This window comes from Gulosibacter sediminis (assembly GCF_023370115.1).
Taxonomy (GTDB): domain Bacteria; phylum Actinomycetota; class Actinomycetes; order Actinomycetales; family Microbacteriaceae; genus Gulosibacter; species Gulosibacter sediminis_A.
Genome location: NZ_CP097160.1, coordinates 2079516 through 2105555 on the forward strand (window position 1 = coordinate 2079516; position 26040 = coordinate 2105555).

Annotated in this window: 23 protein-coding genes; 8 read left to right on the forward strand and 15 right to left on the reverse strand. The window is 69.2% G+C overall.

Annotated elements, in window-relative coordinates:
- Positions 1-157: 157 nt before the first annotated feature.
- The 5 genes from M3M28_RS09555 to M3M28_RS09575 are packed head-to-tail and all read left to right on the forward strand — an operon-like array spanning position 158 to position 4945.
- Positions 158-1177 carry an iron-siderophore ABC transporter substrate-binding protein gene (locus tag M3M28_RS09555; RefSeq protein WP_249386245.1) on the forward strand — a complete coding sequence of 340 codons (1020 nt, stop codon included), beginning with the start codon at positions 158-160 and terminating at the stop codon, positions 1175-1177.
- A 7-nt stretch (positions 1178-1184) separates the two neighbouring features.
- Positions 1185-2201: a FecCD family ABC transporter permease gene (locus M3M28_RS09560; RefSeq protein ID WP_249386246.1), complete on the forward strand. Its 1017-nt coding sequence runs from the start codon at positions 1185-1187 to the stop codon at positions 2199-2201.
- On the forward strand, positions 2198-3214 hold the full coding sequence (locus M3M28_RS09565; RefSeq protein WP_249386247.1) for a FecCD family ABC transporter permease: 1017 nt from the start codon (positions 2198-2200) through the stop codon (positions 3212-3214). Before M3M28_RS09560 ends, M3M28_RS09565 begins: the two co-directional genes overlap by 4 nt.
- Entirely contained in the window at positions 3211-4038 is an 828-nt protein-coding gene (locus M3M28_RS09570; RefSeq protein ID WP_249386248.1) for an ABC transporter ATP-binding protein, read from the forward strand. The genes M3M28_RS09565 and M3M28_RS09570 overlap by 4 nt, the downstream gene beginning before the upstream one ends.
- Complete coding sequence (locus M3M28_RS09575) at positions 4028-4945, forward strand: siderophore-interacting protein (RefSeq protein WP_249386249.1); 918 nt, start codon at positions 4028-4030, stop codon at positions 4943-4945. The genes M3M28_RS09570 and M3M28_RS09575 overlap by 11 nt, the downstream gene beginning before the upstream one ends.
- A 145-nt stretch (positions 4946-5090) precedes the next feature.
- On the opposite strand, the gene guaB is transcribed toward M3M28_RS09575, so the two are convergent.
- From guaB to groES, 3 genes are all read right to left on the reverse strand, one after another.
- Positions 5091-6593 carry an IMP dehydrogenase gene (guaB, locus tag M3M28_RS09580; protein WP_249386250.1) on the reverse strand — a complete coding sequence of 501 codons (1503 nt, stop codon included), beginning with the start codon at positions 6591-6593 and terminating at the stop codon, positions 5091-5093.
- Between the two features lie 123 nt (positions 6594-6716).
- Positions 6717-7697 (reverse strand): EamA family transporter RarD, encoded by a 981-nt coding sequence (gene rarD, locus M3M28_RS09585; RefSeq protein WP_249386251.1) that lies wholly within the window; start codon positions 7695-7697, stop codon positions 6717-6719.
- Positions 7698-7776: 79 nt separating this feature from the next.
- Positions 7777-8070: a co-chaperone GroES gene (gene groES, locus M3M28_RS09590; RefSeq protein ID WP_249386252.1), complete on the reverse strand. Its 294-nt coding sequence runs from the start codon at positions 8068-8070 to the stop codon at positions 7777-7779.
- Between the two features lie 160 nt (positions 8071-8230).
- Here groES and M3M28_RS09595 point away from each other — a divergent pair, with 160 nt between their 5' ends.
- The gene (locus M3M28_RS09595) at positions 8231-9436 is read left to right on the forward strand and encodes a class I SAM-dependent methyltransferase (RefSeq protein ID WP_249386253.1); all 1206 of its coding nucleotides are present in this window, start codon (positions 8231-8233) and stop codon (positions 9434-9436) included.
- 502 nt (positions 9437-9938) lie between these two features.
- Here M3M28_RS09595 and M3M28_RS09600 read toward each other — a convergent pair.
- The 9 genes from M3M28_RS09600 to M3M28_RS09640 all read right to left on the reverse strand — a co-directional run bounded on the left by M3M28_RS09600 (position 9939) and on the right by M3M28_RS09640 (position 20721).
- Complete coding sequence (locus M3M28_RS09600; RefSeq protein WP_249386254.1) at positions 9939-10610, reverse strand: hypothetical protein; 672 nt, start codon at positions 10608-10610, stop codon at positions 9939-9941.
- 30 nt (positions 10611-10640) lie between these two features.
- Positions 10641-12200, reverse strand: a complete 1560-nt coding sequence (gene tsaD / locus M3M28_RS09605; RefSeq protein WP_249386255.1) for a tRNA (adenosine(37)-N6)-threonylcarbamoyltransferase complex transferase subunit TsaD — start codon at positions 12198-12200, stop codon at positions 10641-10643.
- A complete protein-coding gene (tsaB, locus tag M3M28_RS09610; protein WP_249386256.1) occupies positions 12197-12808 on the reverse strand; it encodes a tRNA (adenosine(37)-N6)-threonylcarbamoyltransferase complex dimerization subunit type 1 TsaB in 612 nt (203 codons plus the stop codon). The genes tsaD and tsaB overlap by 4 nt, the downstream gene beginning before the upstream one ends.
- A gap of 10 nt (positions 12809-12818) precedes the next feature.
- Positions 12819-13349 (reverse strand): tRNA (adenosine(37)-N6)-threonylcarbamoyltransferase complex ATPase subunit type 1 TsaE, encoded by a 531-nt coding sequence (tsaE, locus tag M3M28_RS09615; RefSeq protein WP_249386257.1) that lies wholly within the window; start codon positions 13347-13349, stop codon positions 12819-12821.
- A 9-nt stretch (positions 13350-13358) separates the two neighbouring features.
- Positions 13359-15167: an alanine racemase gene (locus M3M28_RS09620; protein ID WP_249386258.1), complete on the reverse strand. Its 1809-nt coding sequence runs from the start codon at positions 15165-15167 to the stop codon at positions 13359-13361.
- Positions 15164-15526 (reverse strand): holo-ACP synthase, encoded by a 363-nt coding sequence (locus M3M28_RS09625; protein WP_249386259.1) that lies wholly within the window; start codon positions 15524-15526, stop codon positions 15164-15166. Before M3M28_RS09625 ends, M3M28_RS09620 begins: the two co-directional genes overlap by 4 nt.
- 10 nt (positions 15527-15536) lie before the next feature.
- Positions 15537-17387, reverse strand: a complete 1851-nt coding sequence (gene glmS, locus M3M28_RS09630) for a glutamine--fructose-6-phosphate transaminase (isomerizing) (RefSeq protein ID WP_249386260.1) — start codon at positions 17385-17387, stop codon at positions 15537-15539.
- A 71-nt stretch (positions 17388-17458) separates the two neighbouring features.
- On the reverse strand, positions 17459-18595 hold the full coding sequence (locus tag M3M28_RS09635) for a mannitol-1-phosphate 5-dehydrogenase (RefSeq protein WP_249386261.1): 1137 nt from the start codon (positions 18593-18595) through the stop codon (positions 17459-17461).
- Positions 18595-20721 (reverse strand): PTS mannitol transporter subunit IICBA, encoded by a 2127-nt coding sequence (locus tag M3M28_RS09640; protein ID WP_249386262.1) that lies wholly within the window; start codon positions 20719-20721, stop codon positions 18595-18597. Before M3M28_RS09640 ends, M3M28_RS09635 begins: the two co-directional genes overlap by 1 nt.
- Before the next feature lie 145 nt (positions 20722-20866).
- On the opposite strand from M3M28_RS09640, the gene coaA reads away from it, so the two are divergent.
- Both coaA and M3M28_RS09650 read left to right on the forward strand, forming a co-directional pair.
- Positions 20867-21823 carry a type I pantothenate kinase gene (gene coaA / locus M3M28_RS09645; RefSeq protein WP_249386263.1) on the forward strand — a complete coding sequence of 319 codons (957 nt, stop codon included), beginning with the start codon at positions 20867-20869 and terminating at the stop codon, positions 21821-21823.
- A gap of 381 nt (positions 21824-22204) precedes the next feature.
- Complete coding sequence (locus tag M3M28_RS09650) at positions 22205-23512, forward strand: hypothetical protein (protein ID WP_249386264.1); 1308 nt, start codon at positions 22205-22207, stop codon at positions 23510-23512.
- Positions 23513-23581: 69 nt separating this feature from the next.
- On the opposite strand, the gene glmM is transcribed toward M3M28_RS09650, so the two are convergent.
- Genes glmM through rplM form a run of 3 tightly spaced genes read right to left on the reverse strand, consistent with a single transcriptional unit; the run spans position 23582 to position 25926 of the window.
- On the reverse strand, positions 23582-24952 hold the full coding sequence (gene glmM / locus M3M28_RS09655) for a phosphoglucosamine mutase (protein ID WP_249386265.1): 1371 nt from the start codon (positions 24950-24952) through the stop codon (positions 23582-23584).
- Between the two features lie 14 nt (positions 24953-24966).
- Entirely contained in the window at positions 24967-25455 is a 489-nt protein-coding gene (gene rpsI / locus M3M28_RS09660; RefSeq protein WP_249386266.1) for a 30S ribosomal protein S9, read from the reverse strand.
- Positions 25456-25482: 27 nt separating this feature from the next.
- Positions 25483-25926 carry a 50S ribosomal protein L13 gene (gene rplM, locus M3M28_RS09665; RefSeq protein WP_249386267.1) on the reverse strand — a complete coding sequence of 148 codons (444 nt, stop codon included), beginning with the start codon at positions 25924-25926 and terminating at the stop codon, positions 25483-25485.
- Positions 25927-26040 lie beyond the last annotated feature (114 nt).

Consider the following 26040-nt stretch of genomic DNA (forward strand, 5'->3'; position numbering starts at 1 on the left):
ATTCTTGGTCGGCGTCTCGGTAATTCTGTGCACCCAACAACGACCCAAGCTCGGAGTGAATTAGGGTAGCCTTACCTGAGTCACGATCGACACGGGCTCCATCGAATGTCCTCGATCGCGTGACCTTCCTCCTGAGGTCCCTACGAAAGGATCCCCCATGCGCGCACGCCGCGTGACCACCGTCGCCACGACTCTTGTCGCATCCTTGGCCCTTGCTGCCTGCTCGAGCCCCGCATCCGGCAGCGACGGCGCCGCGAGCGGCGAGGCGGGCTACCCCATCACGATCGAGCATGCGCTCGGCACTACCACGATCGACGCGAAGCCGACCAACGTCGCCGCCGTCGGCTGGGCCAACCAAGACACGGCGCTCGCGCTCGGCGTCTCGCCCGTCGGCTTCGGCGCCCAGACCTGGGGCGTCGAGGACGGCAGCGGCATGATGCCGTGGACGAAGGAGAAGGTCGAAGAGCTCGGTGGCGACCCCGTGCTCTTCGACGAGACCGACGGCATCGACTACGAGGCCCTCGCGAACACCGCCCCCGATGTGATCCTCGCCGCCTACTCGGGCATCACCGAAGAGGAATACGGCACGCTGAGCGACATCGCCGACACCGTCGCGTACCCCGAGACGGCGTGGGCCACGACCTGGCGCGACCAGATCAAGTACAACTCGGAGGCCCTGGGCTTGGCTGCCGAAGGCGAAGCGCTCACCACCGAGCTCGAGACGCTGCTCGACGAGAAGGTCGCCCAGTACCCGCAGATCGACGGCAAGACCGGCGCGTTCATGTACGCCGGCCTCGGCGACGAGTCGCAGATCGGCTTCTACACGTCGCTCGACCCGCGCGCGGGCTACCTCGAAGACCTCGGCCTCTCGGTGCCACAGTCGGTGGCCGACGCGAGCGAAACCGCCGACGGCTTCTACGTCGACATTAGCTCAGAGAACATCGACCAGCTCAACGACGTTGACGTGCTCGTTGTCTACGGCGACCAGGCACTCCTCGACGAGTGGCAGGCCGACCCGCTGATCAGCCAGATCCCCGCCGTGCAGAACGGCTCGGTTGTGCTGCTCGGCAACGATGGCGCCCTCGCCGCCTCGGCGAACCCGTCGCCCCTCTCGATTCCGTGGGGTGTCGACGAGTACGTGCAGCTGATCGCCGACGCGGCCGACAAGGTCAAGTAGTCCCCGCGTGCACAGTGTGCGAATCGGCCGCCGCCGCAGACTCCTCGGGCTCCTCCTGCTCGTAGGTCTGCTGGCGGTGGCCGCCGCACTTTCCCTCGCGTTCGGCGCCCGGGTGGTGAGTTGGCAGGAGTTTCTTGACGGCGTCACCGGCAACGCCGGCGCGACCGACATCGGCGCGATCGCGGTGCAGGAGCGCATTCCCCGCACCATCTTCACGCTCGTGGCGGGTGCCGCCCTCGGTGTCTCTGGCGCCCTCATGCAGGCCCTCACCCGCAATCCTATTGCCGACCCGGGCATCCTCGGTATCAACACCGGCGCCGCGCTCGGCGTCGTCGTGAGCATGTCGGTCTTTGGCCTCTCCACCCTCCCCCAGTACCTCGCGTTCGCGCTCCTCGGCGGGCTCGTCACGGCGGTGGCGGTCTACGCGATCGCCTCGCTCGGCTCGGGCGGCGCGACGCCCGTGAAGCTCGCGCTCGCCGGTGTCGCGACCACCGCCGTGCTCACGTCGCTCGTCAGCGTCGTCACGCTCACGCAGAGCGACGTGCTCGACGTGTGGCGGCACTGGACCGTCGGCTCGGTCGGCCGCGGCAGCTGGGAGTCACTCGCGATCATCTCGCCGCTGCTCATCATCGCGGCGGCCCTCACGGCGTTCTCGCTCGGCCCGCTCAACTCGCTCGCGCTCGGCGACGAGGCCGCGACCGGGCTCGGCGTGAACGTGCTGCGCACGCGCATCCTCGTCGCCATCTCGGGCGTGCTGCTCTGCGCTTCCGTCACCGCGGTCGCCGGGCCAATCAGCTTCGTCGGGCTCATGGTGCCCCACATCGTGCGGTTCCTCGTCGGCCCGAACCAGGCCTGGGTCGTACCGCTCTCGGCCCTCGGCGGCGCGACACTGCTGCTGCTCGCCGACGTCATCGGCCGCGTCGTCGTGCGCCCCGGCGAGCTCGCGGTCGGCCTCATCACCGCGTTCGTCTGCGCGCCGATGCTCATCGTCATCGCCCGCCGCGCGAAGGTGCGCGAACTATGACCCTCGACATCGTCCGCCGCGCCCGCACCCGCCGCTATCGCATCGTCGTTGGGGTGCTCGTGGTGCTCCTCGCAGCGCTCATGCTCGCCTTTGCGATGATCGGCGACGTGGTCTACCCGATCACCGACATTCTGGCGGTGCTCAGTGGCCAGGACGTTCCGGGCGCATCATTCAACGTCGGCCAGCGACGCCTCCCGGCAGCATCGCTCGCGGTTCTCGCCGGCATCGCCTTCGGTATCAGCGGCTCCGTCTTCCAGAATCTGCTTCGCAACGATCTCGCGAGCCCCGACATCATCGGTATTTCGTCGGGGTCGAGCACGGCGGCCGTGTTCGGCCTCCTCGTGCTCGGGCTCAGCGGGCCCGCCGTCTCGGCCCTCGCGGTGATCGCTGGCATCGCAATCGCGCTCCTCATCGCCGCGCTCGCCGCGGGACGCGGTGGCTTCGGCGGCCGACTGATCCTCATCGGTATTGGTGTGAGCGCCATGCTCGTCTCGGTGACGAGCTACCTGCTCATGTACGGCAATGTGAACAGCGTGCCCGCGGCGCTGCGCTGGCTCAATGGCAGTCTCAATAATGCGAGTTGGGACGACATTCCTGTGCTGCTCATCGCCGTTGTCGTGTGCGGCGGTGGGGTGCTCGCCCTCCAGCGCAACCTGCTGCCAATGGAGCTTGGCGACGAGGCGGCCACCGGGCTCGGCGTGCGCGTGCAGCGCTCGCGCCTCGCCCTCATGCTGCTCGCCGTCGCCCTCACAGCGTTCGCGACCGCCGCATCCGGCCCGATCTCGTTCGTCGCATTCCTTTCGGGTCCGATCGCGCTGCGCCTCACGGGCCGCAGCAATCATTCGCCGATCGTGCCCGCGGCGCTCGTCGGCGCGGTGCTCGTGCTCGCGTGCGAACTCATCGGTCAGCACGCGCTCGGCGTGCGCCTGCCCGTTGGCGTCGTCACGGGGCTCATGGGCGCGCCGTTCTTCTTGTACCTCCTCATCCGCTCCAACCGAAAGGGGGCCCAATGACGAAGCACGCTCTCGTGCTCGAAGCGTCGGGGCTCGACGCGGGCTACGGCCGCACCGCGATCGTCCATGACGCGACCGTGCGCATCCCGCCCGGCAAAATCACGGTGATTCTCGGCGCCAACGCCTGCGGCAAGTCGACCCTGCTCAAGACCTTCGTGCGCGTGCTCAAGCCGCTCGCGGGTAGCGTCGTGCTCGACGGGCGCGACGTCGCCGCGATGCCGTCGAAGGAGCTCGCCCGCCAGCTCGGGCTGCTCCCCCAGCAGCCGATCGCGCCCGAGGGCATCACGGTGTACGACCTCGTCGCGCGCGGCCGGCACCCGCATCACCGGGCGTTTCAGACGCATGCCGCTGACGACGACGCGGTGATCGCCGACGCCCTCGCCGCGACCGGTGTCACCGAGCTCGCGGGCCGTGCCATCGACGAGCTCTCGGGCGGCCAGCGGCAGCGCGTGTGGATCTCGATGGCCCTCGCGCAGCGCACCGACGTGTTGCTGCTCGACGAGCCGACGACGTTCCTCGACGTGACACACCAGTACGAGGTGCTCGACCTGCTCACCGACCTCAACCGCGAGCGCGGCACGACCATCGTCATGGTGCTCCACGACGTGAACATCGCCGCCCGCTACGCCGATCACCTCATCGCCATGCGCCGCGGCAAGATCGTCGCGACCGGCAGCCCGCGCGAGGTCGTCACCGAAGCCACCATGGCCGAGGTGTACGACATAACCTCGCGCGTCATCGACGACCCGGTCTCGGGCGCACCGCTCGTGCTGCCCGTCGGCCGTCACCATACCGACCCCTCCGGAGGAAGCAATGCCCGTTAGCACCACCGTCGCCCCGTTCGCCCTGTTCCCGGTGCGCGTCGCCGCGGTACGCGACATCTCCCCCGGCTTCCGCCGAGTCACGTTCGTCGACGATTCGCTCGAACACTTCGGCGACCCGGGCTGGGACCAGCGCATCAAGCTGCTTTTCTCGACGCCGACCGCGGATGCGCGCACGCTGCTCGGCTCGACGGACTGGTACGGCGATTGGCGCGAGCTGCCCGAAGACTCGCGCCCGCCCATCCGCACCTACACGACCCGCTACGTGCGGGCCGAGCGCAATGAGGTCGATGTCGACCTCGTGGTGCACCCTGGCGGAACCGGCCCGGCCTCGCGCTGGCTCGAGACCGCCACCGTGGGCGACGAGCTGGTGCTGCTCGGCCCGGATGCGCGCTTCGACGGCGAGCCCGGCGGCGTCGACTTCGTGCCGCCGGCACGCACCGAGCAGTTCCTGCTCATTGGTGACGAGACGGCGGCGCCCGCGATCGCGGTCATGCTCGAGCAGTTGCCGGCGGATGTTCGGGGCGTGGCCGTCGTCGAGGTCGAGTCGGCCGCCGACGCGGCGTATTTCCCCGCACATCCGGGCTTCGAGGTGCGCGCCGTCGCACGGGCGGGTGCCGAGCATGGTTCGGCGCTCATCCCCGCAGTCGAGCGGGCCGCAGCCGAACTCGCGCCCGAAGGCACGCCGCAGACCGTCACCGAGATCAACCTCGACACCGATCTGCTCTGGGAGGTGCCCCGCACCGCGAAGGGCGGTGCCGCACTCGAGCAGACCTCGCTCTACACCTGGCTCGCGGGTGAGTCGAACGCCGTCAAGACGCTGCGCCGGCACCTCGTCGGCGAGCGTGGCATCGACAAGCGCACCGTCGCCTTCATGGGCTACTGGCGCCTCGGCCGCGCCGAAAACTAGCCGCTCTCAACGATGCATTGGTGTTGCGGTTGGCCCCATTTCCTCGCTGGAATCGCGTGAAAATGGGGCCAAACGCAACACCTATGGCTGAGGTGGCGGATGCGCGGGGCCGGCCGCGAGCGCGGCGCCGGCCTCGCGCACGCGCCTACTTCTTGTAGTTCGGGGCCTCCACGACCATCTGCACGTCGTGGGGGTGGCTTTCCTTGAGGCCCGCCGCCGTGATGCGCACGAAGCGACCGCGCGACTGCAGGTCGGGAATCGTGCGGGCGCCGACGTAGAACATCGACTGGTGCAGGCCGCCGGTGAGCTGGAACACGTTCTGGCGCACGGTGCCGCGGTACTGCACCTTGCCCTCGATGCCCTCGGCGATGAGCTCGTCGTCGCTCGGCACGTCGGCCTGGAAGTAGCGGTCGCGCGAGTACGAGGTCTTCTTGCCGCGGGTCTGCATCGCGCCGAGCGAGCCCATGCCGCGGTACGACTTGTATTGCTTGCCGTTGACGAAGATGAGGTCTCCGGGCGCCTCGTCGGTGCCCGCGAGCAGCGAGCCGAGCATGACGGCGTTCGCGCCGGCGACGAGCGCCTTCGCGATGTCGCCCGAGTACTGCAGGCCGCCGTCAGCGATGACCGGTACGCCGGTGCCGCGGGTCGCCTTCGAGGCCTCGTAGATCGCGGTGACCTGCGGCACGCCCACACCGGCAACGATGCGGGTCGTGCAGATCGAGCCGGGGCCCACGCCGACCTTGACCGCATCCGCGCCCGCCTCGACGAGCGCCGCGGCGCCCTCGCGGGTCGCGACGTTGCCGCCGATGATGTCGACGTCCTTGAACGCCGGGTCGGCCTTGAGCTTGCGGATCATGTCGATCTCGCCGCGCGAGTGGCCGTTCGCGGTGTCGACGACGATGACGTCGACCCCGGCGTCGCGCAGCGAGCCCGCACGCTCCCAGGCGTCGCCGAAGAAGCCGATGGCCGCGCCGACGCGCAGCCGGTTGCTCGCATCCTTCGTCGCGAGCGGGTACTTGTCGCGCTTGTCGAAGTCCTTCACCGTCACGAGGCCGCGCAGAATGCCCCCCTCGTCGACGAGGGGCAGCTTCTCGATGCGGTGCTGGCCGAGCAGGCGGAACGCGTCGTCGCCGCTGATGCCGACGGGGCCGGTCACGAGGCCCTCCGAGGTCATCACCTCGTGCACCTTGGTGGTCGCCTTCTCGCTGTCGGCGACGAAGCGCATATCGCGGTTCGAGATAATGCCGACGAGCTTGCCGGCCTCGTCGACGACGGGCAGGCCCGAGATGCGGAACTGGCCGCAGATCTCGTCGACGTCGGCGACGGTCGCGCCGGCCGAGGTCGTGATGGGGTTGGTGATCATGCCCGACTCCGACCGCTTCACGCGGTCGACCATGACGGACTGGTCCTGAATCGAGGCATTGCGGTGGATGATGCCGAGGCCACCCTGGCGGGCCATCGCAATCGCGAGTCGCGACTCGGTCACCGTGTCCATCGCCGCCGAAACGAGCGGCACCTTGATCGAGATGTTGCGCGTGAGCTGCGTGGTCGTGTCCACCTCAGACGGAATCACATCGGTTTCTTCCGGAAGCAGCAACACATCGTCATAGGTGAGTCCGGTAAAGCCGAAGGGATCGTGCTCAGTCATTTTGCTCCTGCAAACGCGGTTGTGTTCGCCCGCCGAGGACGCGGGCGCGTATCTCCATGGTACGACCCAACGCCGGGGCGGCGCGGGGCATTCCCCACCCACCGTCAGGGCCAGAGCGGATGCTCAGACGACGTTGATCTCGCCGGTCGGATCAGGCTCGACCCGGGTGCGACGCCGCCGGCGCCCGACGTCGATGACGAGGTCGATCGTGAAGAAGACGAGGCCGAGCCAGACGAGGCCGAAGCCGAGCCAGCGCTCGGGCGGCATCGGTTCGTGCAGCAGCACGACGCCGAAGATGAACTGCATGGTCGGCGCGACGTATTGCACGATGCCGACCTCGACGAGGCTGAGCCGCGCGGTGGCGGCGGCGAAGAGCAGCAGCGGCACGCTCGTCATCACGCCGGCGAGCAGCAGCATCGTGGTGTGCCCGCCCGAAACTCGACCCATCGTCAGGCCGCTGGTCACCTCGATGAAGATGAGGATGCCGATGCCGAGCGGCGCGAGCCAGAGCGTCTCCATGGTGAGCCCGGCGATCGGGTCGACGCTGCGGCCGACCTGCTTCTTGAGCAGACCGTAAATCGCGAACGAACACGCGATCGCGAGCGAGAGCCACGGCGGCTCGCCGTAGGCGACGACCATGACGATGAACGACGCCGTCGCGAAGGCGACCGCGACCCACTGCAGCGGCCGCAGCCGCTCGCGCAGAAACACCATGCCGAGCAGCATCGAGATGAGCGGGTTGAGGTAGTACCCGAGCGAGCCCTCGAGCGATCGCCCCACCTCGACCGTGAGCACGTAGAGCGTCCAGTTCGCGAACACGGCGAGGCTCGCGAGGCCGAGGAACAGCATCGAGCGCCAGTTCTTGATGATGCGCGTGAATGCGCCCCAGCGCCGCGCGATGAGCAGCACGGCGAAGCAGAAGAGCACCGACAGCACGATGCGCCACGCGATGATCTCGAAGGTGCTCGTCGGCTTCACCGTCTGCAGGTAGAGCGGCAGCAGGCCCCACACCGCGAATGACGAGATGCCGAGAATCAGGCCGGTCGTCTGCGTCGACCCCGATCGCTCCGGTGCGGATGCGGGGCTGGTTGCAGAGTTGGTCACCTCGGCAGCTTACGCCGAAGCAACAACAAAGGCGGGCCCCCGGTATTCCGGGAGCCCGCCTGGTCGTTACGCGAGTAGCCTAGGCGATCTTCGCGAGCACGTCGCGAGCCGAAAGGATGAGGTAGTCCTCACCGGCGTACTTCACCTCGGTGCCACCGTACTTCGAGTAGATGACCTTGTCGCCAACGGCGACATCCACGGGGATGCGCTTGCCGTCTTCGTCGAAGCGGCCGGGGCCGACGGCGACAACCTCGCCCTCCTGCGGCTTCTCCTTGGCGGTGTCAGGAATCACGAGACCCGACGCGGTGGTCTGCTCGGCCTGGACCTGCTGGATGACAATGCGATCTTCGAGCGGCTGAATGTTCACCGACACGGCAATCCTCTTTCTCTTGACGAGCTGTGCAAGTTTGAAGTTAGCACTCTCACCCTGAGGGTGCTAACTCGAGTGTATTGGGTGCTCCCTGATGGTGCCACCCAGCCGCCCGAGCGTACGCCCAGAGCGAAGGGCATCGCCGGCAAGTACGGTAGGCAGGGTGAATCGCGACGACCTGGAAGTGCTGCTCACCCCCGAGGCCCTGCGCTTGCTCGATGAGTACGCCGAGCTCGACACGGTGAGCGATGCCGTCGGCGCGGTCATGACCCTGCGCAAGGCGGGCGTCGACGCGCACACGAGCGCCGTCGTACTCACGCAGCTGCAGCTGCGGCGCCGGGCCCGCACGAAGTTCGGCAAGTTCGCCGCGAACATGCTCTTTACGGATGCGGGGCTCGCGCAGGCGACCCGGCTGCAGGTCGCGGCGCGGCACGCCGATCGCTTTCGCCGGGCCGAGGTGCGCACGCTCGCCGACCTCGGCTGCGGCATCGGCGCCGACTCGCTCGCGTTCGCGTCACTCGGCTTCGACCTGCTCGCGGTCGACGCCGACGAGCTAACGGCGGCCATCGCGAGCTTCAACCTCGCACCGTTCTCGAACGCGCGCGTCGAGCACTCGACGGCCGAGGCCACGAACCTCGACGGCGCCGAGGGCGTGTTCCTCGACCCTGCGCGCCGCACCGAGTCGCGCGGCGGCACTCGCCGGCTCGCCGACCCCGATGACTGGCGCCCGTCGCTCGGCTTCGCCTTCGACGTCGCTGCGAACGGCCGGGCGGCGGGTGTGAAGCTCGGCCCGGCGCTGCCGCACGAGTTGCTCCCGCCGAGCACCACATCCCGGCCCGTCGAGACGCAGTGGCTCTCGGTCGACGGCGAGCTCGTCGAGTGCGCCGTCTGGCTCGGCGCCACGGCGCGGGCCGGCGTGTGCCGCAGCGCGCTCGTGCTGCGCGACGGCGCGCACGAGCTCACCTCGGCCGACGCGGCGAGCGACGATGCGCCCGTCGGCGAGCTCGGCGAGTTTCTCTATGAGCCCGATCCGGCGCTCATCCGCGGCCGCTTCATCGGCGAGCTCGCGCGCATCCTCGGTGGGCACATGATCTCGCCCGAGATCGCCTGGGTGACGGCGCCGGAGCTGCACGAGACGCCGTTCGCGCAGGTTTTCCGCGTGCGCGAGGTGTTGCCGTTGCACGCGAGCTCGCTCAAGAAGCGGCTGCGTGGGCTCGGCATCGGCCGGCTCGAGATCAAGAAGCGCGGCGTCGACCTCGACCCCGCGAAGTTCCGCAAGGAGCTGCAGCCGCGCGGCGACAACGCCGCGACACTCATCTGCACCCGCGTCGACGAGCGCCGCGTCGCGATCCTCGCTGACCGCGCCTAGGCGTTCTTCCCAGTGACGTTGTGAACGGGTTGGCGTGAGGTGCCGCGTCCGTCTCGGCATCACCGCCAGCCCACGCTGCTTCGCGCCCGTGACCCAACTGTCCCACTATCCGATCAGGAGGGATATATACCCCTTGACGCACTCTGTGGGACACCCGGGTCAGCTCAGCCCTCCACCTGATGCGATTGGGACGCGAGCTCCGGCGGGGCCGTCGCTGAGCGGCGCTCTGGTGACTGCCGCGTGAGCAGTCGCGTTGTCAGCGATGCAGTGCGAGTGGAGGTGGCGCTGTCAGCGACGCCGCACGAATGGCAGTGGCGCGCTCAGCGACAACTGGCGCGATGGTGATTGCGCCAGTTGTCGCTGAGCGCGCCACTATGTGCGGGAGACGACTGCGGCCGCGGGGATAGTCCGGAGAAGTGGAGGAAGTCGTCTCCGGCACCAGACGATCACGGAGTGGCAGGCAAGTACTCCTCTAGGCTGCCCGGGCCTGGCCGCGGGCTGACTACAGCGCGACGACGATCGCGGTCGCAATCGCGATCGCAATGGCAATCGCGCTGCCCGCAATGCCGATGCCGGCGAGTGCCTTGCCGTTCGGCTCGCGGCTCATCGCCACGACCGAGACGACAAGCCCGATAACGCCGAGCGCGCCCGCGATGATCCAGAGGATGCCGGGGAAGCAGAGCAGAATCAGCGCGACGAGCGCGAGCGCGAGCCCGACGTACGAGAAGGTCGGCCGCGCCGCGGTGACTGCGGGTGCACCGAACTGCGTCGGCGCAAACTCCTGCTCGCGCGGCTGCCCGTAGCCCGGCTGCTGCACCGGCGGGGCGCCGTAGCCCCCCGGCTGCTGCTGCGCCTGCTGGCCCGGAGCCTGCTGGCCCGGCTGCTGGGGCAACGGCTGACCGGCGAGCGGCGGTTGGCCGTCCGCGTAGTCGCCGTACTCGCGGTGCTCGGGGTGCTGCACCCGGTCGGTGTAGTCGTCGTTCGTGAGCCCGTCGACGTCGAGGGTGTCACTGTCGTCGGCCTCACCGTCGTCGCCCGCGTCGCGCGGGTGAATCGGGCCCCGGCCGAAGTCGGAGCGGTCGTCGGTGACGCCAAAGGTGCCGCCCGAGGCCGGCACAATCTGTTCATCTTCGCCGTGCGGTCGCTGCGTGTTCGCGCCCTCGCTGTCGGTCATCGACATGCTCCCTTCGCCATCGGCATCATCCTAAATTGTCAGGCTCGAAGATTCCGTGAGTTGTGCCTGGGTCATTGGCAGCGTGGAGTCGGCGGCGAAATCGGCGGGCGACGGGGCGTGCCCCGCGGCCACGAGCTGCGCGCCGAGCACGGCGATCATGGCGCCGTTGTCGGTGCACAGCGACAGGGGCGGGATGTGCAGCTGCACGCCCGCCTCGGCGCTCCGCTCGGCCGTGAGCTCGCGCACGCGCGCATTCGCGGCGACGCCGCCGCCGAGCAGCAGCCGCGGGATGCCGAGGTCGCGGCACGCCGCGAGCGCCTTCGTCACCAGCACGTCGGCGACAGCCTCGCGGAACGACGCCGCGATGTCGGCGACGGGCACCGGTTCCCCCGCATCCTCAAAACGCTCGACCTCGCGCGCGACGGCGGTCTTCAGCCCCGAGAACGAGAAGTCGTAGCGGTGCCGCTCGAGATCGGATGCGCGCGACAGGCCGCGGGGGAAGCGGAACGCCTTCGGGTTGCCCTCGGCCGCGACGCGGTCGATCTGCGGGCCGCCGGGGTACGGTAGGCCGAGCACGCGGGCGACCTTGTCGAAGGCCTCGCCGGCGGCGTCGTCGATCGTCTCGCCGAGCAGCTCGGAGTCGCCGGTGAGCGAGTCGACGCGGATCAGCGAGGTGTGGCCGCCCGAGACGAGCAGCGCAATGGTCGGGAACTCGACGGGGTCGCCGCCCTCGCGCAGCAGGTCGGCCGCGACGTGGCCGACGAGGTGGTTCACGCCGTAGAGCGGCTTGCCGGTGGCAACCGCGAGGGCCTTCGCCGCGCCGACGCCGACCATGAGCGCGCCGGCGAGGCCGGGCCCCGCGGTCACGGCGATCGCGTCGATGTCGTCGAGGGTGACGCCGGCCTCATCGAGGGCCTGCTGCAGCACGGGCACCATCGAGTCGGCGTGGGCGCGGGCCGCAACCTCGGGCACGACACCGCCGAACTTCGCGTGCTCGTCCATCGACGAGGCGACCGAGTTCGTGAGCAGCGTCGTGCCGCGCACGATGCCGACGCCGGTCTCGTCGCAGCTCGTCTCGATGCCGAGCACGAGCGGTTCCCGCGCGGGCTCGAGCCGCGCGTCGGCCGCGCTGAGCGCCGTGTCGATGTCGGCTCGCATCACGATCGCGGCCTCCCGTTCCTTGCGGTAGTAGTTGTCGCGCCGCCCGATCTCGGTGAAGCCGAGGGCGGCGTAGAGCGCGCGGGCCGGGGCTCCCGATTCGCGCACCTCGAGAAACACGCGCCGCGCGCCGCGCGAGCGCGCCCACGCGAGCAGCTCGCGCAGGAGGCGCGTGCCCCAGCCATCGCGGCGCAGTTCGGGGCGCACGGCGATGGTCTGCACATCCGCCTCCCCCGCGCCCTGCGCTGCGAGCACGCCCGCGGCGCCGACGAGCGCGCCGTCGCGTTCGAGCACGACGTAGTGGGTGTGCTCGCTGCGAAGCTCGTCGTGCATGCCCGACGCGCTCCAGTGGTCGAGCGGAAACATCTCGTGGTCGAGTGCGACCATCTCGTCGAGGTCGTCGACGGTCGCGGCCCGCAGCTGCACGCTCACGCGGTCACCCGCTTCGGCACTGCGCCGGGCTTCGCGTCGGGCGCGCGCAGGTAGAGAATCTCGTCGGCGTCGGCGGGCACACCCTGCTCCTGCCGCGCGAGCCACGCGAGGGCGAGGTGCGCGGCCGAGACTTGGCGCGCATCCGCTCGGGCATCGGCGTCGGGCACGGCGTCGGGTGCGATGAGCTCGAAGCCGCCGTCGGCGAGCACCGAGCCGGCCGGGTAGTGGCTCATGGCGAGCTCGCGGCGCCGGGCGTCGGTCGTGACGAGCAGCGGGCCGGTGCTCGCGGGATGCGCGTGGCGCCACTCGTGCGCGATCGCGTCGTGGCTCGGCATCGGATGCAGTGGCAGGCCGCGCGCGAACGCGAAGGTGCGCGCCGCGGCCACGCCGACGCGCAGGCCGGTGAACGGCCCGGGGCCCATGCCGCAGACGACGTCGGTAATCTCGGCCGCGGTGAGCCCGGCCGCCTCGAGCGCCGTCGAGATGGCGGCGCCGATCACCTCGGCGTGGTGACGCGAGCTCGGCTCGCGGAACTCGCCGATGACGCGGCCCTGGTCGCTCACGACGGCGACGTCGGTTCCGGCGGAAGTGTCGATGGCGAGCAGCATGGCGCCAAGTCTACGCGCGCGGCGCCGCCCCGTCGTCGGCGAGCAGCGCCTCGAGCGTGACGCCGGCGAAGCGGTCGCCGACCGCGCGCAGCGTGACCTCGCGCGGCTCCTCGACCGCCGCATCCGGGTCGCCTGAGTCGTCGGCGGCCGGCTCAGCCTGCGCCGCGCGCGGCCGTGCAAGGTCGAGCTCGAGCCACTCGTCGGTAATGGCGCCGACGACCGCGCTGCCCCACTCGATGACGGTGACGGCCGAGTCGAGATCGAGATCGAGATCATCAAGCTCGAGCGCCGAGGTGAGCCGGTAGGCGTCGACGTGAATCAGCGCGGGGCCGTCGCCGAGCGAGGGATGCGTGCGGGCGATCACGAACGTCGGGCTCGCGACCGCGCCGCGCACGCCGAGCGCCTCGCCGAGGCCCCGCACGAGCGTCGTCTTGCCCGCGCCGAGTGGGCCGTTGAGCACGAGCACGTCGCCGCGGCGCAGCACGCTCGCGAGCGCGGCGCCGAGGCGTTCCATGTCGTCGGAGGTCTCGATTCGCGTCATGCCCGCACCCTACACAGCTTCGTTGTCGCGGGCCGAACGGCGCTGCACGCGGGTGCCGAGGCCGGCCACGAGCCCCTCGACGCAGAGGCCGGTCCAGCCGGCCCAGTCCTGCAGGCTGAAGTCGCTCGAGCGCGGGCCCCACAGGCGCACCGGCTCGCCCGGAGCGCCGTCGCGGTCGCCGAGGTTCACCACGACCTGGTCCATCGCGACGCGGCCGACAAGCGGCGCGGGAGTCTCGCGCACGAGCAGCTCGGCCCGGTGCGCGGCCGAGCGGGGAATCGCATCCGCGTAGCCCACCGGCACGAGGCCGATCGTCGTCGTCTCGCTCGCGTGCCACTCGTAGCCGTAGCTCACGCCCTGGCCCTCGTGCACGCGCTTGATCTGCGCGAGCTCGCTGCGCAGCACGGCGGGCGCGCGGGTGTCGTCGGCCAGGCCGTAGGCGGCGCGCGTCGCCGCGGGTGCGAACGGCTCGACCGTCGCCGAGACGCCGAACTCACGCAGGGCGGCGAGATCGTGTGGCCGGCGCACGAGGTAGTTGAGGCGCAGGCCGGCCGCGAGTCCGAGCACGCGCTCGAGGCCGAAGCCGTACGCGTCGGCGGTGAGGTCGAGCGCCGTGCCCGCCTCGGCGAGCTGCTGCAGCCGAGCGGCGAGCTCGGCATCGTCGATCACGAACTCGGGCAGGGGCGACGCCGACGCGGGCCGCTCGGGTGTGCGGCGCCGGGCCGAGTGGCTCGGATGCTCGGCCACGCCCCCGTGGTACTCGCGGACGATGCGCGGGCTGAGCCGCGTCGTCACCTCGTAGTTAATGGTGCCCGAGGCGGCAGCCCAGTCATCAGCACTCGCGGTGCCACCGATGACGGTGACGCGGCGATGCGCGCTGCGCTCGACGTCGCCGAGCGGCGTGACAACGCAGTGGCAGGCGTCGACGCGTTCGAGGCGCCAGCGATCCCCAGCCTCGTCCTGAAGCAACAGTTCACCCTCGGCCACGGGCAGCAGTCCGTCGACCTGGCCGACGTCGAGCAGCCAGCGGGGCATGTCGTCGACGTCGTAGCGGCGCACGTGCGCCGTCAGCGTCAGGGCAGGGCGCAGCTCGAGGCCGCAGCGGGCGTCGGGCGCGATGGGGTCGAGGCCGTAGAGCGCGATGCCGAGTCGCGTCGCGTCATACCGTGCCTCGGGGAAGCGCAGGGCGCCGGCCGTCGCCGCGAGATGGCGCAGGCTCGGCTGCAGGCCGAAGGTCTCGGCGAGGGCGGCGGCGCGGTCGAACGCGGCGATCTGCTCGGCGTCGTCGGCGTCGCTCGTGCCAGAGAAGTGGCTCATGAGGCCGCGCACCTCGAAGTAGCCGCGCGCCTCGTAGTCGCTCGCGAGGGTGAACATGGCCGGCCAGTCGGGCTCGCGCACGCCGTTGCGGCCGAGGCCCGTGTCGAGCTTGATGTGCACCCGCGCGGGACCATCGACCCGGCCCTCGCGCTCGATCCAGTCGGCGAGCATCGCGAGGTGCTGCGGGCTCGAGAAGCCGAGCTCGATGCCGGCCTCAACCGCCGCGCCGAAGTCGATGCTCGGGGCATCGAGCCAGGCGATGACCGGCGAAGTGATGCCGGCGGCGCGCAGCGCGAGCGCTTCGTCGACGTCGGCGACGCCGAGCGCGCTCGCCCCCGCCGCGAGCGCAGCGCGGCCCACCTCGACCATGCCGTGCCCGTACGCGTTCGCCTTAACGATGGCGATCACGGGCACCTGCACCGCGTCGGCAAAAACGCGCAGGTTGTGGCGCACCGCGTCGAGATCGACGTGGATGCGCGGGGCCGGGGCGCGCTGGGTCACGACGCCGCTCCTTCCGCGACGACAAAGGCCGTCGAAACATCGCGATCGTGCGAGATCGACAGGTGCAGGCGCCCCACGCCGAGTTCGGCGAGGACGCCGTCGAGCTTGTCGCTGCGCACGAACGAGGGCGCGCCGAGGTGGGTGCGCCGCACCTCGAGCTCGCGCAGGGTGAGGCCGTGCAGCCCGCCGAGCGCCTTCACCGCGGCCTCGCGCGCCGCCCAGCGAGCGGAAATGCTCGTGAGCGGCAGCGCGAGTTCGGCCTCGGCAAAGATGCGTTCGGCGAAGCGCGGCACGCGCAGCGCGCGCTCGACGCGCACGTGCTCGACGGTGTCGACGCCAATTCCGAAAATCAGCGACATGCGGGCGCCGCTACTCGACGGTGACCGACTTGGCGAGGTTGCGCGGCTGGTCGACGTCGAGGCCCTTCGCGGTCGAGAGTTCGAGCGCGAAGATCTGCAGCGGGAGCACGCGCAGGAACGGCTCGAAGAAGTGCTCGGTCAGCGGCATGGCGAACACCTCGTCGGCGAACGGCAGTACCGCGGCGTCGCCCTCTTCGGCCACCGCGAGCACGCGGGCGCCGCGGGCGCGGATCTCCTGAATGTTCGAGACGACCTTCGGGTGCAGCGTGTTGTCGTGGCGCGGGCTCGGCACGATGACGAACACCGGCTGGCCGGGCTCGATTAGCGCGATCGGGCCGTGCTTCAGCTCGCCGGCGGCGAAGCCCTCGGCGTGAATGTAGGCGATCTCCTTGAGCTTGAGCGCGCCCTCGAGCGCGATCGGGTAGCCCGTCGAGCGGCCAAGGAAGAGCACCGAGCGGGTGTCGGCCATCCAGTTCGCGAGTTCGCGGATGCGGTCGTGGTGCTCGAGCACGTGCTGCATCTTCTCGGGCAGCTGGCGGAACTCCTCGAGGTGGCCCGCGACCTCCTCCTTCGAGAGGGTCTCACGCGCGCCGGCGACGTAGAGGCCGAGCAGGTAGATGGCGGCGACCTGCGCCGTGAACGCCTTCGTCGAGGCCACGGCGACCTCGGGGCCCGCGTGGGTGTAGACGACCGAGTCGGACTCGCGCGGAATCGACGCGCCCTGGGTGTTGCAGATCGAGATGGTCTTCGCACCGAGCTCGCGGGCGTAGCGCACGGCCATCAGGGTGTCCATGGTCTCGCCGGACTGCGAGAGCGACACGACGAGCGTGCGCTCGGTGACGACGGGGTTGCGGTAGCGGAACTCGTGGGCGAGCTCGACCGTCACAGGCACGCGGGTCCACTGCTCGAGCGCGTACTGGCCGGTGAGACCCGAGTAGTACGCGGTGCCGCAGGCAATGAGCAGGATGCGGTCGATCTCGCGGAAGTAGTCGGCGCCAAGCCCCTCGAGGTCGGGCAGCTTGACGTGGTCGTCGGCGATGCGGCCGAGGATTGTCTTCTCGATCGCCTCGGGGTTCTCAGCGATCTCCTTCGCCATGTACGACGGCCAACCGCCCTTGTCGGCGGCCGACGCATCCCAGCTCACCTCGAACTCGTCGCCCGAGGCGGACTCGCCGTCGAAGGTCGTGATCTCGACCGACTCCTTGCGCACGACGACGATCTGCTCCTGCCCCACCGCGATCGCGCGGTCGGTGTGCTCGACGAACGCCGCGACGTCGGAACCGAGGAAGTTCTCGCCGTCGCCGAGGCCGATCACGAGCGGCGAGTTGAGGCGCGCGCCGACGATGACGTCGGGCTGATTCGAGTGAATCGCGAGCAGCGTGAACGCGCCCTCGAGGCGGGGCACGACGTTGCGGAACGTCTGCACGAGGTCGCCCGTCTTCGCGTATTCGCGGCCGAGCAGGTGCGCGGCGACCTCGGTGTCGGTCTCCGAGAGGAACTCGACGCCGTCGGCCTTGAGCTCTTCGCGCAGCTCGTGGAAGTTCTCGATGATGCCGTTGTGAATGACGGCGAGCTTGCCTCCGTCCGACAGGTGCGGGTGCGCGTTGCTGTCGTTTGCGGGGCCGTGGGTGGCCCAGCGGGTGTGGCCGATGCCGATGTGGCCATCTGCCATGGGAGCCTGCTCGAGGTCATCGAGCAGCGTCTGCAGCTTGCCTGCGCGCTTGCGGGTGTTCAGCGCACCGTGCTCGTCGACCACGGCGATGCCCGCCGAGTCGTAGCCGCGGTATTCGAGTCGGGCCAGACCCGACAAAAGGATCTGCTGACTGGTTCGGTCACCGACGTATCCAACGATTCCACACATAGGGGTAATTCTGCCCCATCCCTCCGACGCGCGCGTTCACCCTCACGCGCGCGCCGGAGGCGTGGGCCGCGCTAGCTCTGCTGCACGCGGCTTACGACCGCCACGAGTTCGTCGAAAAGCTGCTCGCCTGGCTGCACGCCCATCACCTCGGGCACGAAGTCGGCGGCCGGGCGTGTCTCGAGCAGCTCGCCGAGCTCGTGCGACTGCTCGTCGTCGTCGCTGCGGAACTGCAGGGCCGCGCCGATCGCCGCGAGCAGGCCGCCGTGTTCGAGTCCGCGCGCCGCGAGGTCGACCGCGGGCTCGACAAACCGCTCGTGCCGGCTCAGCTTGCGCAGGGGCTGACGCCCGATGCGCGTCGGGGTGTCGGGCAGCTCGGGGTTTTCGAAGCGCTGAATCGTGCGCGCAACGTAGGCGGCGTGCTCATCGTGGCCGAAGCCGAACTGCTCGATGAGCAGCTCGCTCGTCTCGCCGAGCACCGTGTCGACGTGCTCGCGCACCTGTGGGTTCGCGAGCGCCGAGGCGATCGAGGCCTCGCCGAGCAGCGAGCCCCAGTATGCGGCCGTCGCGTGGCCGGTGTTCACCGTGAACAGCTTGCGGCGGATGTATGGGGCGAGGTCGTCGACGAAATGGGCGTCGGGGATGCTCGGCTCGGCGCCGTCGAACGGGCCGCGCTCGATCGCCCACTCGCTGAAGTCCTCCACCACGACGTCGACGCCGTCGGCGTGCACGGCCGGGATGATGCGGTCGACCGCGGTGTTCGCGAAGATCGCCCGGTCGGCGAGCTCCTCGGCGCCGTCGAGCACGAAGTCGCGCAGCGTGTCGGTGGCGTTGATCGCGTTCTCGCAGGCGAGCACGACGAGCTTCGGCGCATCCACCGCCCGCTGCCGCAGGCCCTCGCGAATGACGGGCGCGATGAACTTGAGCACGCCGGCGCCGACCGCGCAGCTCGCGATGTCGGCCCCGGCCACGGCCGCCTGCGCGGAGGCCGGGTCGGAGGCCGAGTTCACGGCGCTGAAGCGGTCGACGGTGTGCGTGCGGGCGTTCGCGCCCACCTCGCGCACCTCGTAGCTGTCGGCGGCGTTGAGGGTGTCGACGAGCTCGGCGTTGACGTCCGAGAACACGAGGTCGTAGCCCGCCTCGTGCAGGGCGAGGCCAATGAAGCCGCGCCCGATGTTGCCGGCGCCGAAATGTACTGCGGTCTTGGCCATTAGTCGTTTACTCCGCTCAGCAGTTCGTAGAGTTCTTCGTCGGTCTGCGCCGCGAGCAGGCGGTCAACCTGGCTCTGGTCGGCGAAAATCTGGGCGATCTTGGCAAGGATCTCGAGGTGCCCGCCGTCCTTACCGGCGATGCCGATCACGAAGCGCACCTCGTTGCCGTCCCAGTCAATCGGCTGCGGGTAGCGCGCAACCGAGAGTCCCGACGCGACCACCGCCTGCTTGGCGTCGTTCGTGCCGTGCGGAATCGCGAGGAAGCTGCCCATGAAGGTCGACACCTCGGCCTCGCGGGCGAACATCGCATCCACGTAGTCGGGCGTGACCGAGCCGCGGGCGACGAGTCGCTCGCCCGCCTCGCGGATCGCCTCGTCGCGGGTGGTCGCGGTCGGCGCCGTCGTGATGCTCTCGAGCGTGAGCACGTCGGGGTCGGCCGCCGGTGTGGTCGGGGCGGTGGCGGTGGCTGCGGCAGGCGCGGCGGCCGGCGCTAGCGCATCCGCACCCTCGCCCGGGGCGTACGGCGAGGCCTCGGGCTCGGCCGCTGCCGGAGCCGGAGCGAGTTCGCCGTCCTGGCGCTGCTTGAGCAGGTTCACGACCTCGTCGTACTTCGGCGAGTTCATGAACTGCCCGACCGACACGTGAATCGCGTCGGGGCGGCGCTGGCGGGCGCGTGGCGTGAGCTCCTCCTGCGTGATGATGAGGTCGGCCGAGCTGTCGAGGTTCGCGATCGCGGCGTTCGTCACACTCACGCCGGTGATGCCCGCATCCTTCACCTTCTTGCGCATCACGCTCGCGCCCATCGCGCTCGACCCCATGCCCGCATCGCAGGCGAACACGACGCTCGAGATCTCGCGATTCGGGTCGGCCACCTCGTCGCGCAGCGAACCGGCCGCGGCCTGGCCCGCGAGGCTCGAGAGCGCCGCCGAGTCCTTGCCCTTGTTGCGCTGAGTCTTCGCGACCGCCGCGCTCATGCCGTCCTCGCCGCGCTCGAGCGCCTCGAGGTCACGCTTGCGCGAGGCCCGCAGAATCACCGCGGCGATGACGAAGGTGACCGTGGCTGAGATGACCACCGACAGGATCACGCCGAGGTAGCTATCGCTCGCGGTTTGCAACAGCACCGCGATGATCGAGCCCGGCGCCGCGGGCGCTCGCAGGCCCGAGTCGAAGATCATGTTCGTGAACACGCCGCTCATGCCACCCGCGATGACCGCGAGCAACAGGGCCGGCTTCATGAGCACGTACGGGAAGTAGATCTCGTGGATGCCGCCGAGGAAGTGGATGATCGCAGCGCCCGGTGCCGAGGCGCGGGCCATGCCGACGCCGAAGACCGAGAATGCGAGCAGGATGCCGAGGCCGGGGCCCGGGTTCGCCTCGAGCAGGAACAGGATCGACTTGCCGTCGACCGACGCCATCTGCGTGCCGAGCGGCGTCAGCACGCCGTGGTTGATGGCGTTGTTGAGGAAGAAGACCTTCGCGGGCTCGATCAGGATGCTCGTCAGCGGCAGCAGGCCGTTATTGATGAGCCAGCCGACCGCGTTGCCGAGGGCGGTCATGAGTCCGTTGACGACCGGCGCGAGCAGGTAGAAGCCCGCGATCGCCATGATGAACGAGAAGATACCGGCCGAGAACAGGTTGACGAGCATCTCGAAGCCGGCGCGGATCTTGCCGTCCCAGAGCTTGTCGAGCTGCTTCATGAGCCAGGCCGCGATCGGCGCCATGATCATCGCGCCGATGAACATGTGCACCTGGCCGAGCTCGCTCGCGCCCTCGGGCAGCGCCGCGTTGAACTGGTCGACGATGTAGTCGCTGCCGACAATGACGCCCATGGTCGCGACGGTGGCGACGACACCGCCGCGCTCCTTGTAGACCATGCGGCCGGCCGTGTTCGCGATGAGCAGCGGCATCAGGTAGTGGATGGTCGGGCCGACGAGCTCTGACAGGCTCGCGTTCGGCGTCCATCCCTTTTCGATGAAGAACGCGGTGAACAGACCCCACGCGATGAGGGCAGGGATGTTCGGCATGATCATTCCCGAGAGGAATGTGCCGAACTTCTGGACTCCGACGCTGAACTTGTTATTGCCGCCTGACGCTGAGTCGGTCGACGGCGCGGTAGTTGCGGACACCACTGCCTCCAGATCCTCGTGAGATACGGGCGGAACCGCGACGTCGCGATTCATCCTCTGTTCAGCGTACTCTGCGCCCGCGCTCAGGAATATGACGATTGGGTTCAGCGTTTCGTGCTGCCCTGGCTGCCAGTAAGCTGGGTGGATGCTCACCACCGCACGGCGCCCGGCCACCACGAAGTGGTCGACGCCGTTCGACGAGATCGATCGGGCCGACTGGGCCGAGCTGGCACCGTCGACGCCCTTGACGATCGACGAGGGTGACGTCGCGCGCCTGCGCAGCCTCGGCGACCCGATCGACATCGACGAGGTGCGGGAGGTCTATCTCCCGCTGACCCGCCTGCTGAACATCCACGTGAACAACGCGCGCCAGCTGCGCCGCGCGCAGAATTCCTTTCTCGGCGACCGCGGCGATGGCACTCCCTTCGTCATTGGTGTCGCGGGCTCGGTTGCCGTGGGCAAGTCGACGGTGGCGCGCCTCCTGCGCGAGCTGCTGCGGCGCTGGGAAGACACGCCGCGCGTCGAGCTCATCACGACCGACGGCTTCCTCTACCCCAACGCCGAGCTCAAGCGCCGCGGCCTCATGTCGCGCAAGGGCTTCCCCGAGTCGTACGACCGCCGCGCGCTGCTGCGCTTCGTCACACAGGTGAAGTCGGGCGCCCCCGAGGTGCGCGCGCCGTTCTACTCGCACGTCGTCTACGACATCGTGCGCGACGCCGAGATCGTCGTGAACGCGCCCGACGTGCTCATCGTCGAAGGCCTCAACGTGCTCCAGCCGCCGTCGCGCGGCGGCGGGCTCGCGGTGAGCGACATGTTCGACTTCTCGATCTTCGTCGATGCGCGCACCTCCGACATCGAGAAGTGGTACCTCGACCGGTTCCTGCAGCTCCAGCGCGGCGCATTCGCGAACCCGTCGTCGTACTTCCGCAAGTACGCCGATCTCTCCCCGACCGAGGCCGTCGCCACCGCATCCGATATCTGGAACTCGATCAACCTGCCGAACCTCGAGCAGAACGTGCTGCCGACCCGCTCGCGCGCGAAGCTCATCCTGCGCAAATCCGAGAACCACGCAATCTCGAAGGTCCTCCTCCGCAAGTCGTAGCCGCGCCGTCGGTGTGGCCACTGGTGACAGCCCCGATAGCCCCGACGACTCCGACGACTCCGACGACTCCGACGACTCCGACGCAGTTTTCTAGGTTCGCTGCGGTTACAGCCGCATCGATCGTAGAAAACTGCATCGGATGCGCGGGCGTAGTTGAGAGCGGATGCGCCGGACAAACGGATGCGCGGGCGCAGTCGCGAGCGGATGCGCCGGCCAAGCGGATGCGCGGCCCGCGCGCACCCGCCGCTCACGATCCTCGCGCCCACGCGCCGAAATATCAGCGACTCGCTATTTGATAACGATTCTTATTCGCAGATAGTCTCGTGCAATGCCGCCGAAGCGGCATCGAATTTGCTGATTCTTTAGGAAGGACCCGCCTCAATGGCACCGATCCTGTCCCGTCGAGCGCCGCTGCTCGCCTCCGCCGCATCCCTTGCGATTGCCGCGCTTGCCCTCACGGGCTGCGCGGCCGGTTCGCAGCCCGGGAGCACCGCGTCGACCGAGGCTGAACACCACCACGAAGACGGTCACGAACACGAGCACGAGCACGAGGCGACCGAGTCGTCGGGCCCGCAGCCCCGCCTCGCGCTGACCTACGACGGCGGCATCATGGTCGTCGATGCGAACTCGCTCGAGGTCGTCGCCGATCTGCCCATCGACGGCTTCAACCGCCTCAGCCCGGGCGGCGACAACCGCAACGTCTTCGTCTCGACGACGGGCGGCTGGGCCGTGCTCGACGCCGGCACCTACACGCAGCCGCACGGCGACCACACCCACTCCTACACATCCGAGCCCGTGCTCAGCGACGTCGTCGCGAGCGCCGAGACGCCCGGCCACGTCGTGCACCACGACGGCCAGACCGCGCTGTTCGACGACGGCACGGGCGAGGTCACGATCTTCGACACCGCCACGCTCGAGGAGCAGGTCGAGGCCAGCAGCATCACGCCGACCGCGACCTACGAATCGGCCGATGCGCACCACGGCGTCGCCGTGCCGCTCGCCGACGGCCAGCTGTTCGTGACGGTCGGCAACGAGTCGGAGCGCAGCGGCGCCCAGGTCGTTGACGCCGACGGCAACGTCATCGCCGAATCCGACGAGTGCCCCGGCATCCACGGTGAGACCACCGTTGGCGACGACCTCGTCCTCGCCGGCTGCGAAGACGGCGTGCTGCTCTCGCACGGCGACCACTTCCACAAGATCGACGCGCCCGACGACTTCGGCCGCACCGGCAACGCGTTTGCCGCGGACGGCTCGACCGCCGTGCTCGGCGACTACAAGACCGACCCCGAGGGCGGCATCAACCTGAGCCAGATCGCCCTCATCGACACCGTCGACGAGTCGATCAACGTGGTCGACACCGGCGCCGAGTACACCTGGCACGGCCTCGCCCGCGGCGAGGACGGCGAAGCGCTCGTCTTCGGCACCGACGGCACCCTGCGTGTCTTCGACCCCGAGTCGGGCGAGCTCGTCAACGAGATCGCAGTGACCGACGAGTGGACCGTGCCCGATGAGTGGCAGACCAGTCACCCGGCGATCGTGCAGGACCGCGGCTTCGTCTACATCAGCGACCCGAACACCTCGACGATGTACGTCGTTGACTACCTCGGCGGCGAAGTCACACAGTCGGCCGCGCTCCCCCACGAGGTGAACGAGATGGCGCTCGCCTCGGGCCAGCTCGCGGAAGACTAAGCGACACCCACGCGAAACGGCTGCGGCCCCGACCAATCTGGTCGGGGCCGCAGCCGTTTGCGCGAAAAACTAGACGAGCGCGAGCTCGGCCTTCACGACGTCGGCGAGCGCGTCGGCGTGCAGGCGCGCGGCGTCGTCGGTCTCGGCCTCGACCATGACGCGCACGACGGGCTCGGTGCCGGATGGGCGCAGCAGCACGCGGCCCGTGTCGCCGAGCGCGAGGGTCACCTTCTCGACCGCGGCCTGAACGGCCTCGTTCGAGGTGCACTCGTCCTTGCGCACGCCGCGCACGTTGACGAGCACCTGCGGGTAGACCTTCATGACTTGCTTCAGCTCGCTGAGGGGCTTGCCCTCAGACGCGACGACGCAGGCAAGCAGCAGTCCCGTGAGCACACCGTCGCCGGTAGTGGCGTGGCGGGTGACGATGACGTGACCCGACTGTTCGCCACCGATGGTGAGCTCGCGGCGGTTGAGCTCGGCGAGCACGTAGCGGTCGCCCACCTTGGTTTCGACGAGGTTAATGCCGTGCTCGCGCATCGCGATGCGCAGGCCGAGGTTCGACATGACGGTCGCGACGAGCGTGTCGTCCTTGAGCATCCCGCGGCCCTTGAGCCACAGGGCGAGGATCGCGAGGATCTGGTCGCCGTCGATGACCTCACCGTTCGAGTCGACCGCGAGGCAGCGGTCGGCGTCGCCATCGTGCGCGACGCCGAGATCGGCGCCGAGCGAGACGACGGTCTCACGCAGCTTGTCGAGGTGCGTCGAGCCGACGCCCTCGTTGATATTCAGGCCGTCGGGCTCGCCACCAATGACGGTGACGTCGGCGCCCGCGTCGGCGAACACCTCGGGCGAAACGCCCGCGGCGGCACCGTTCGCGCCGTCGATGACGATGCGCATGCCGTCGAGCGGCGGGCGGCCGTCGTCGTACACGACCGGCAGCGACGAAAGCAGGTGCAGTGCGTAGCGGTCTTCGGCATCGGCAAAGCGCTCGATGCGGCCGACTCCGTCGCCCGTGGGGCGAAGCTGCTCGGCTTCAAGCTGGGCCTCGATCTCGTCTTCGAGTTCGTCGGCCAGCTTCTTCCCGCCGCGGGCAAAGAACTTGATGCCGTTGTCGGGGGCAGGATTGTGGGACGCCGAGATCATGACGCCAAAGTCGGCGTCAACATCGGCGGTCAAAAACGCCGCGGCGGGCGTTGGGATCACGCCGGCGTCGAAGACATCGACGCCCGCGGAGGCGAGTCCGGCGGCAACTGCCGCGCTGATGAACTGGCCGGAGATGCGCGGGTCCCGGGCGAGAACCGCGACCGGGCGCTCGCCGCGCTCGCGCGCTTCACGCGCGAGCACGACGGCGGCCGATTGAGCCAGGCCGACTGCGAGTTCTACCGTCAGGCGTTCGTTGGCGAGGCCGCGAACACCATCCGTTCCAAAAAGTCGACCCATGTTGGCCCTTCCGATTAGCGCTTCGAGTACTGCGGAGCCTTGCGGGCCTTCTTAAGACCGGCCTTCTTGCGTTCCTTGACTCGCGGGTCGCGGGTAAGGAAGCCGGCCTTCTTCAGCTCGGGACGGTTGTGCTCGCGGTCAATCTCGTTGAGCGCACGCGCAATGCCCAGGCGAAGCGCGCCAGCCTGACCCGAAGGTCCGCCGCCGTGAATCGTTGCGATTACGTCGTAAGCACCGTTCAACGTCAGCAGGGTGAACGGATCGTTAATGAGCTGCTGGTGCAGCTTGTTGGGGAAGTACTCGTCAAGGGCACGGCCGTTGACGGTGATCTTGCCGGTACCGGGGACAACGCGCACGCGGGCAACAGCCTGCTTGCGACGGCCCACGGCCTGGCCCGACACGGTGAGTGCGGGGCGCGGGGTGGTTTCGACAGCTTCCGAGGCCGGAGTCTCGGTGCTGAAGTTGGTGAGCTGCTCCGCGGTGGAGTCTTCGATGGTCGCCACTATCTCAGTCCTTCGTTCTTCGTGCCGCTACTGGGCAACCTGGTCAAAGGTGTAGGGCTTGGGCTGCTGCGCAGCGTGCGGGTGCTCAGGACCCGCGTACACCTTGAGCTTCTTGAGCTGGTCACGGCCGAGCGAGTTCTTCGGCAGCATGCCCCGGATCGCCTTTTCAACGGCGCGCTCCGGGCGCTTCTCGAGGAGCTCGGTGTAGGTCTCGGCGCGGAGGCCACCCGGGTAACCCGAGTGACGGTAAGCCTTCTTCTGCTCCAGCTTCGCACCCGTGAGCGCGACCTTGTCAGCGTTCACGACGACGACGAAGTCGCCGGTGTCGACGTGGGGAGCGAAGATGGCCTTGTGCTTACCGCGCAGGATGGCGGCAGCGTGCGAGGCGAGACGACCCAGGACGATGTCGGTTGCGTCGATGACGAACCATTCGCGGGTGATTTCACCTGCCTTGGGCGTGTAAGTACGCATAGCAATGCATCTTTCGTTCGAAGGGAATGGTCGTGAGTCCCGCTCGGTCGTCGTGTTGGCCCGCCAAACGACGGGTGAACGCGACAGTTGAGGGTCCACTTCGATGCCCGGGTA

Bases quoted from the DNA above. Each gene is read 5' to 3' on its own strand.
- M3M28_RS09650 (WP_249386264.1), top strand. From the start codon at position 22,205: ATGGCACCGATCCTGTCCCGTCGAGCGCCGCTGCTCGCCTCCGCCGCA.
- guaB (WP_249386250.1), bottom strand. From the start codon at position 6,593: ATGACTGAGCACGATCCCTTCGGCTTTACCGGACTCACCTATGACGAT.
- tsaB (WP_249386256.1), bottom strand. From the start codon at position 12,808: ATGCTGCTCGCCATCGACACTTCCGCCGGAACCGACGTCGCCGTCGTG.
- coaA (WP_249386263.1), top strand. From the start codon at position 20,867: ATGCTCACCACCGCACGGCGCCCGGCCACCACGAAGTGGTCGACGCCG.
- glmM (WP_249386265.1), bottom strand. From the start codon at position 24,952: ATGGGTCGACTTTTTGGAACGGATGGTGTTCGCGGCCTCGCCAACGAA.
- M3M28_RS09625 (WP_249386259.1), bottom strand. From the start codon at position 15,526: ATGTCGCTGATTTTCGGAATTGGCGTCGACACCGTCGAGCACGTGCGC.
- rplM (WP_249386267.1), bottom strand. From the start codon at position 25,926: ATGCGTACTTACACGCCCAAGGCAGGTGAAATCACCCGCGAATGGTTC.
- M3M28_RS09570 (WP_249386248.1), top strand. From the start codon at position 3,211: ATGACGAAGCACGCTCTCGTGCTCGAAGCGTCGGGGCTCGACGCGGGC.
- tsaE (WP_249386257.1), bottom strand. From the start codon at position 13,349: ATGACGCGAATCGAGACCTCCGACGACATGGAACGCCTCGGCGCCGCG.
- M3M28_RS09600 (WP_249386254.1), bottom strand. From the start codon at position 10,610: ATGACCGACAGCGAGGGCGCGAACACGCAGCGACCGCACGGCGAAGAT.
- M3M28_RS09555 (WP_249386245.1), top strand. From the start codon at position 158: ATGCGCGCACGCCGCGTGACCACCGTCGCCACGACTCTTGTCGCATCC.
- M3M28_RS09575 (WP_249386249.1), top strand. From the start codon at position 4,028: ATGCCCGTTAGCACCACCGTCGCCCCGTTCGCCCTGTTCCCGGTGCGC.
- M3M28_RS09635 (WP_249386261.1), bottom strand. From the start codon at position 18,595: ATGGCCAAGACCGCAGTACATTTCGGCGCCGGCAACATCGGGCGCGGC.
- glmS (WP_249386260.1), bottom strand. From the start codon at position 17,387: ATGTGTGGAATCGTTGGATACGTCGGTGACCGAACCAGTCAGCAGATC.
- M3M28_RS09565 (WP_249386247.1), top strand. From the start codon at position 2,198: ATGACCCTCGACATCGTCCGCCGCGCCCGCACCCGCCGCTATCGCATC.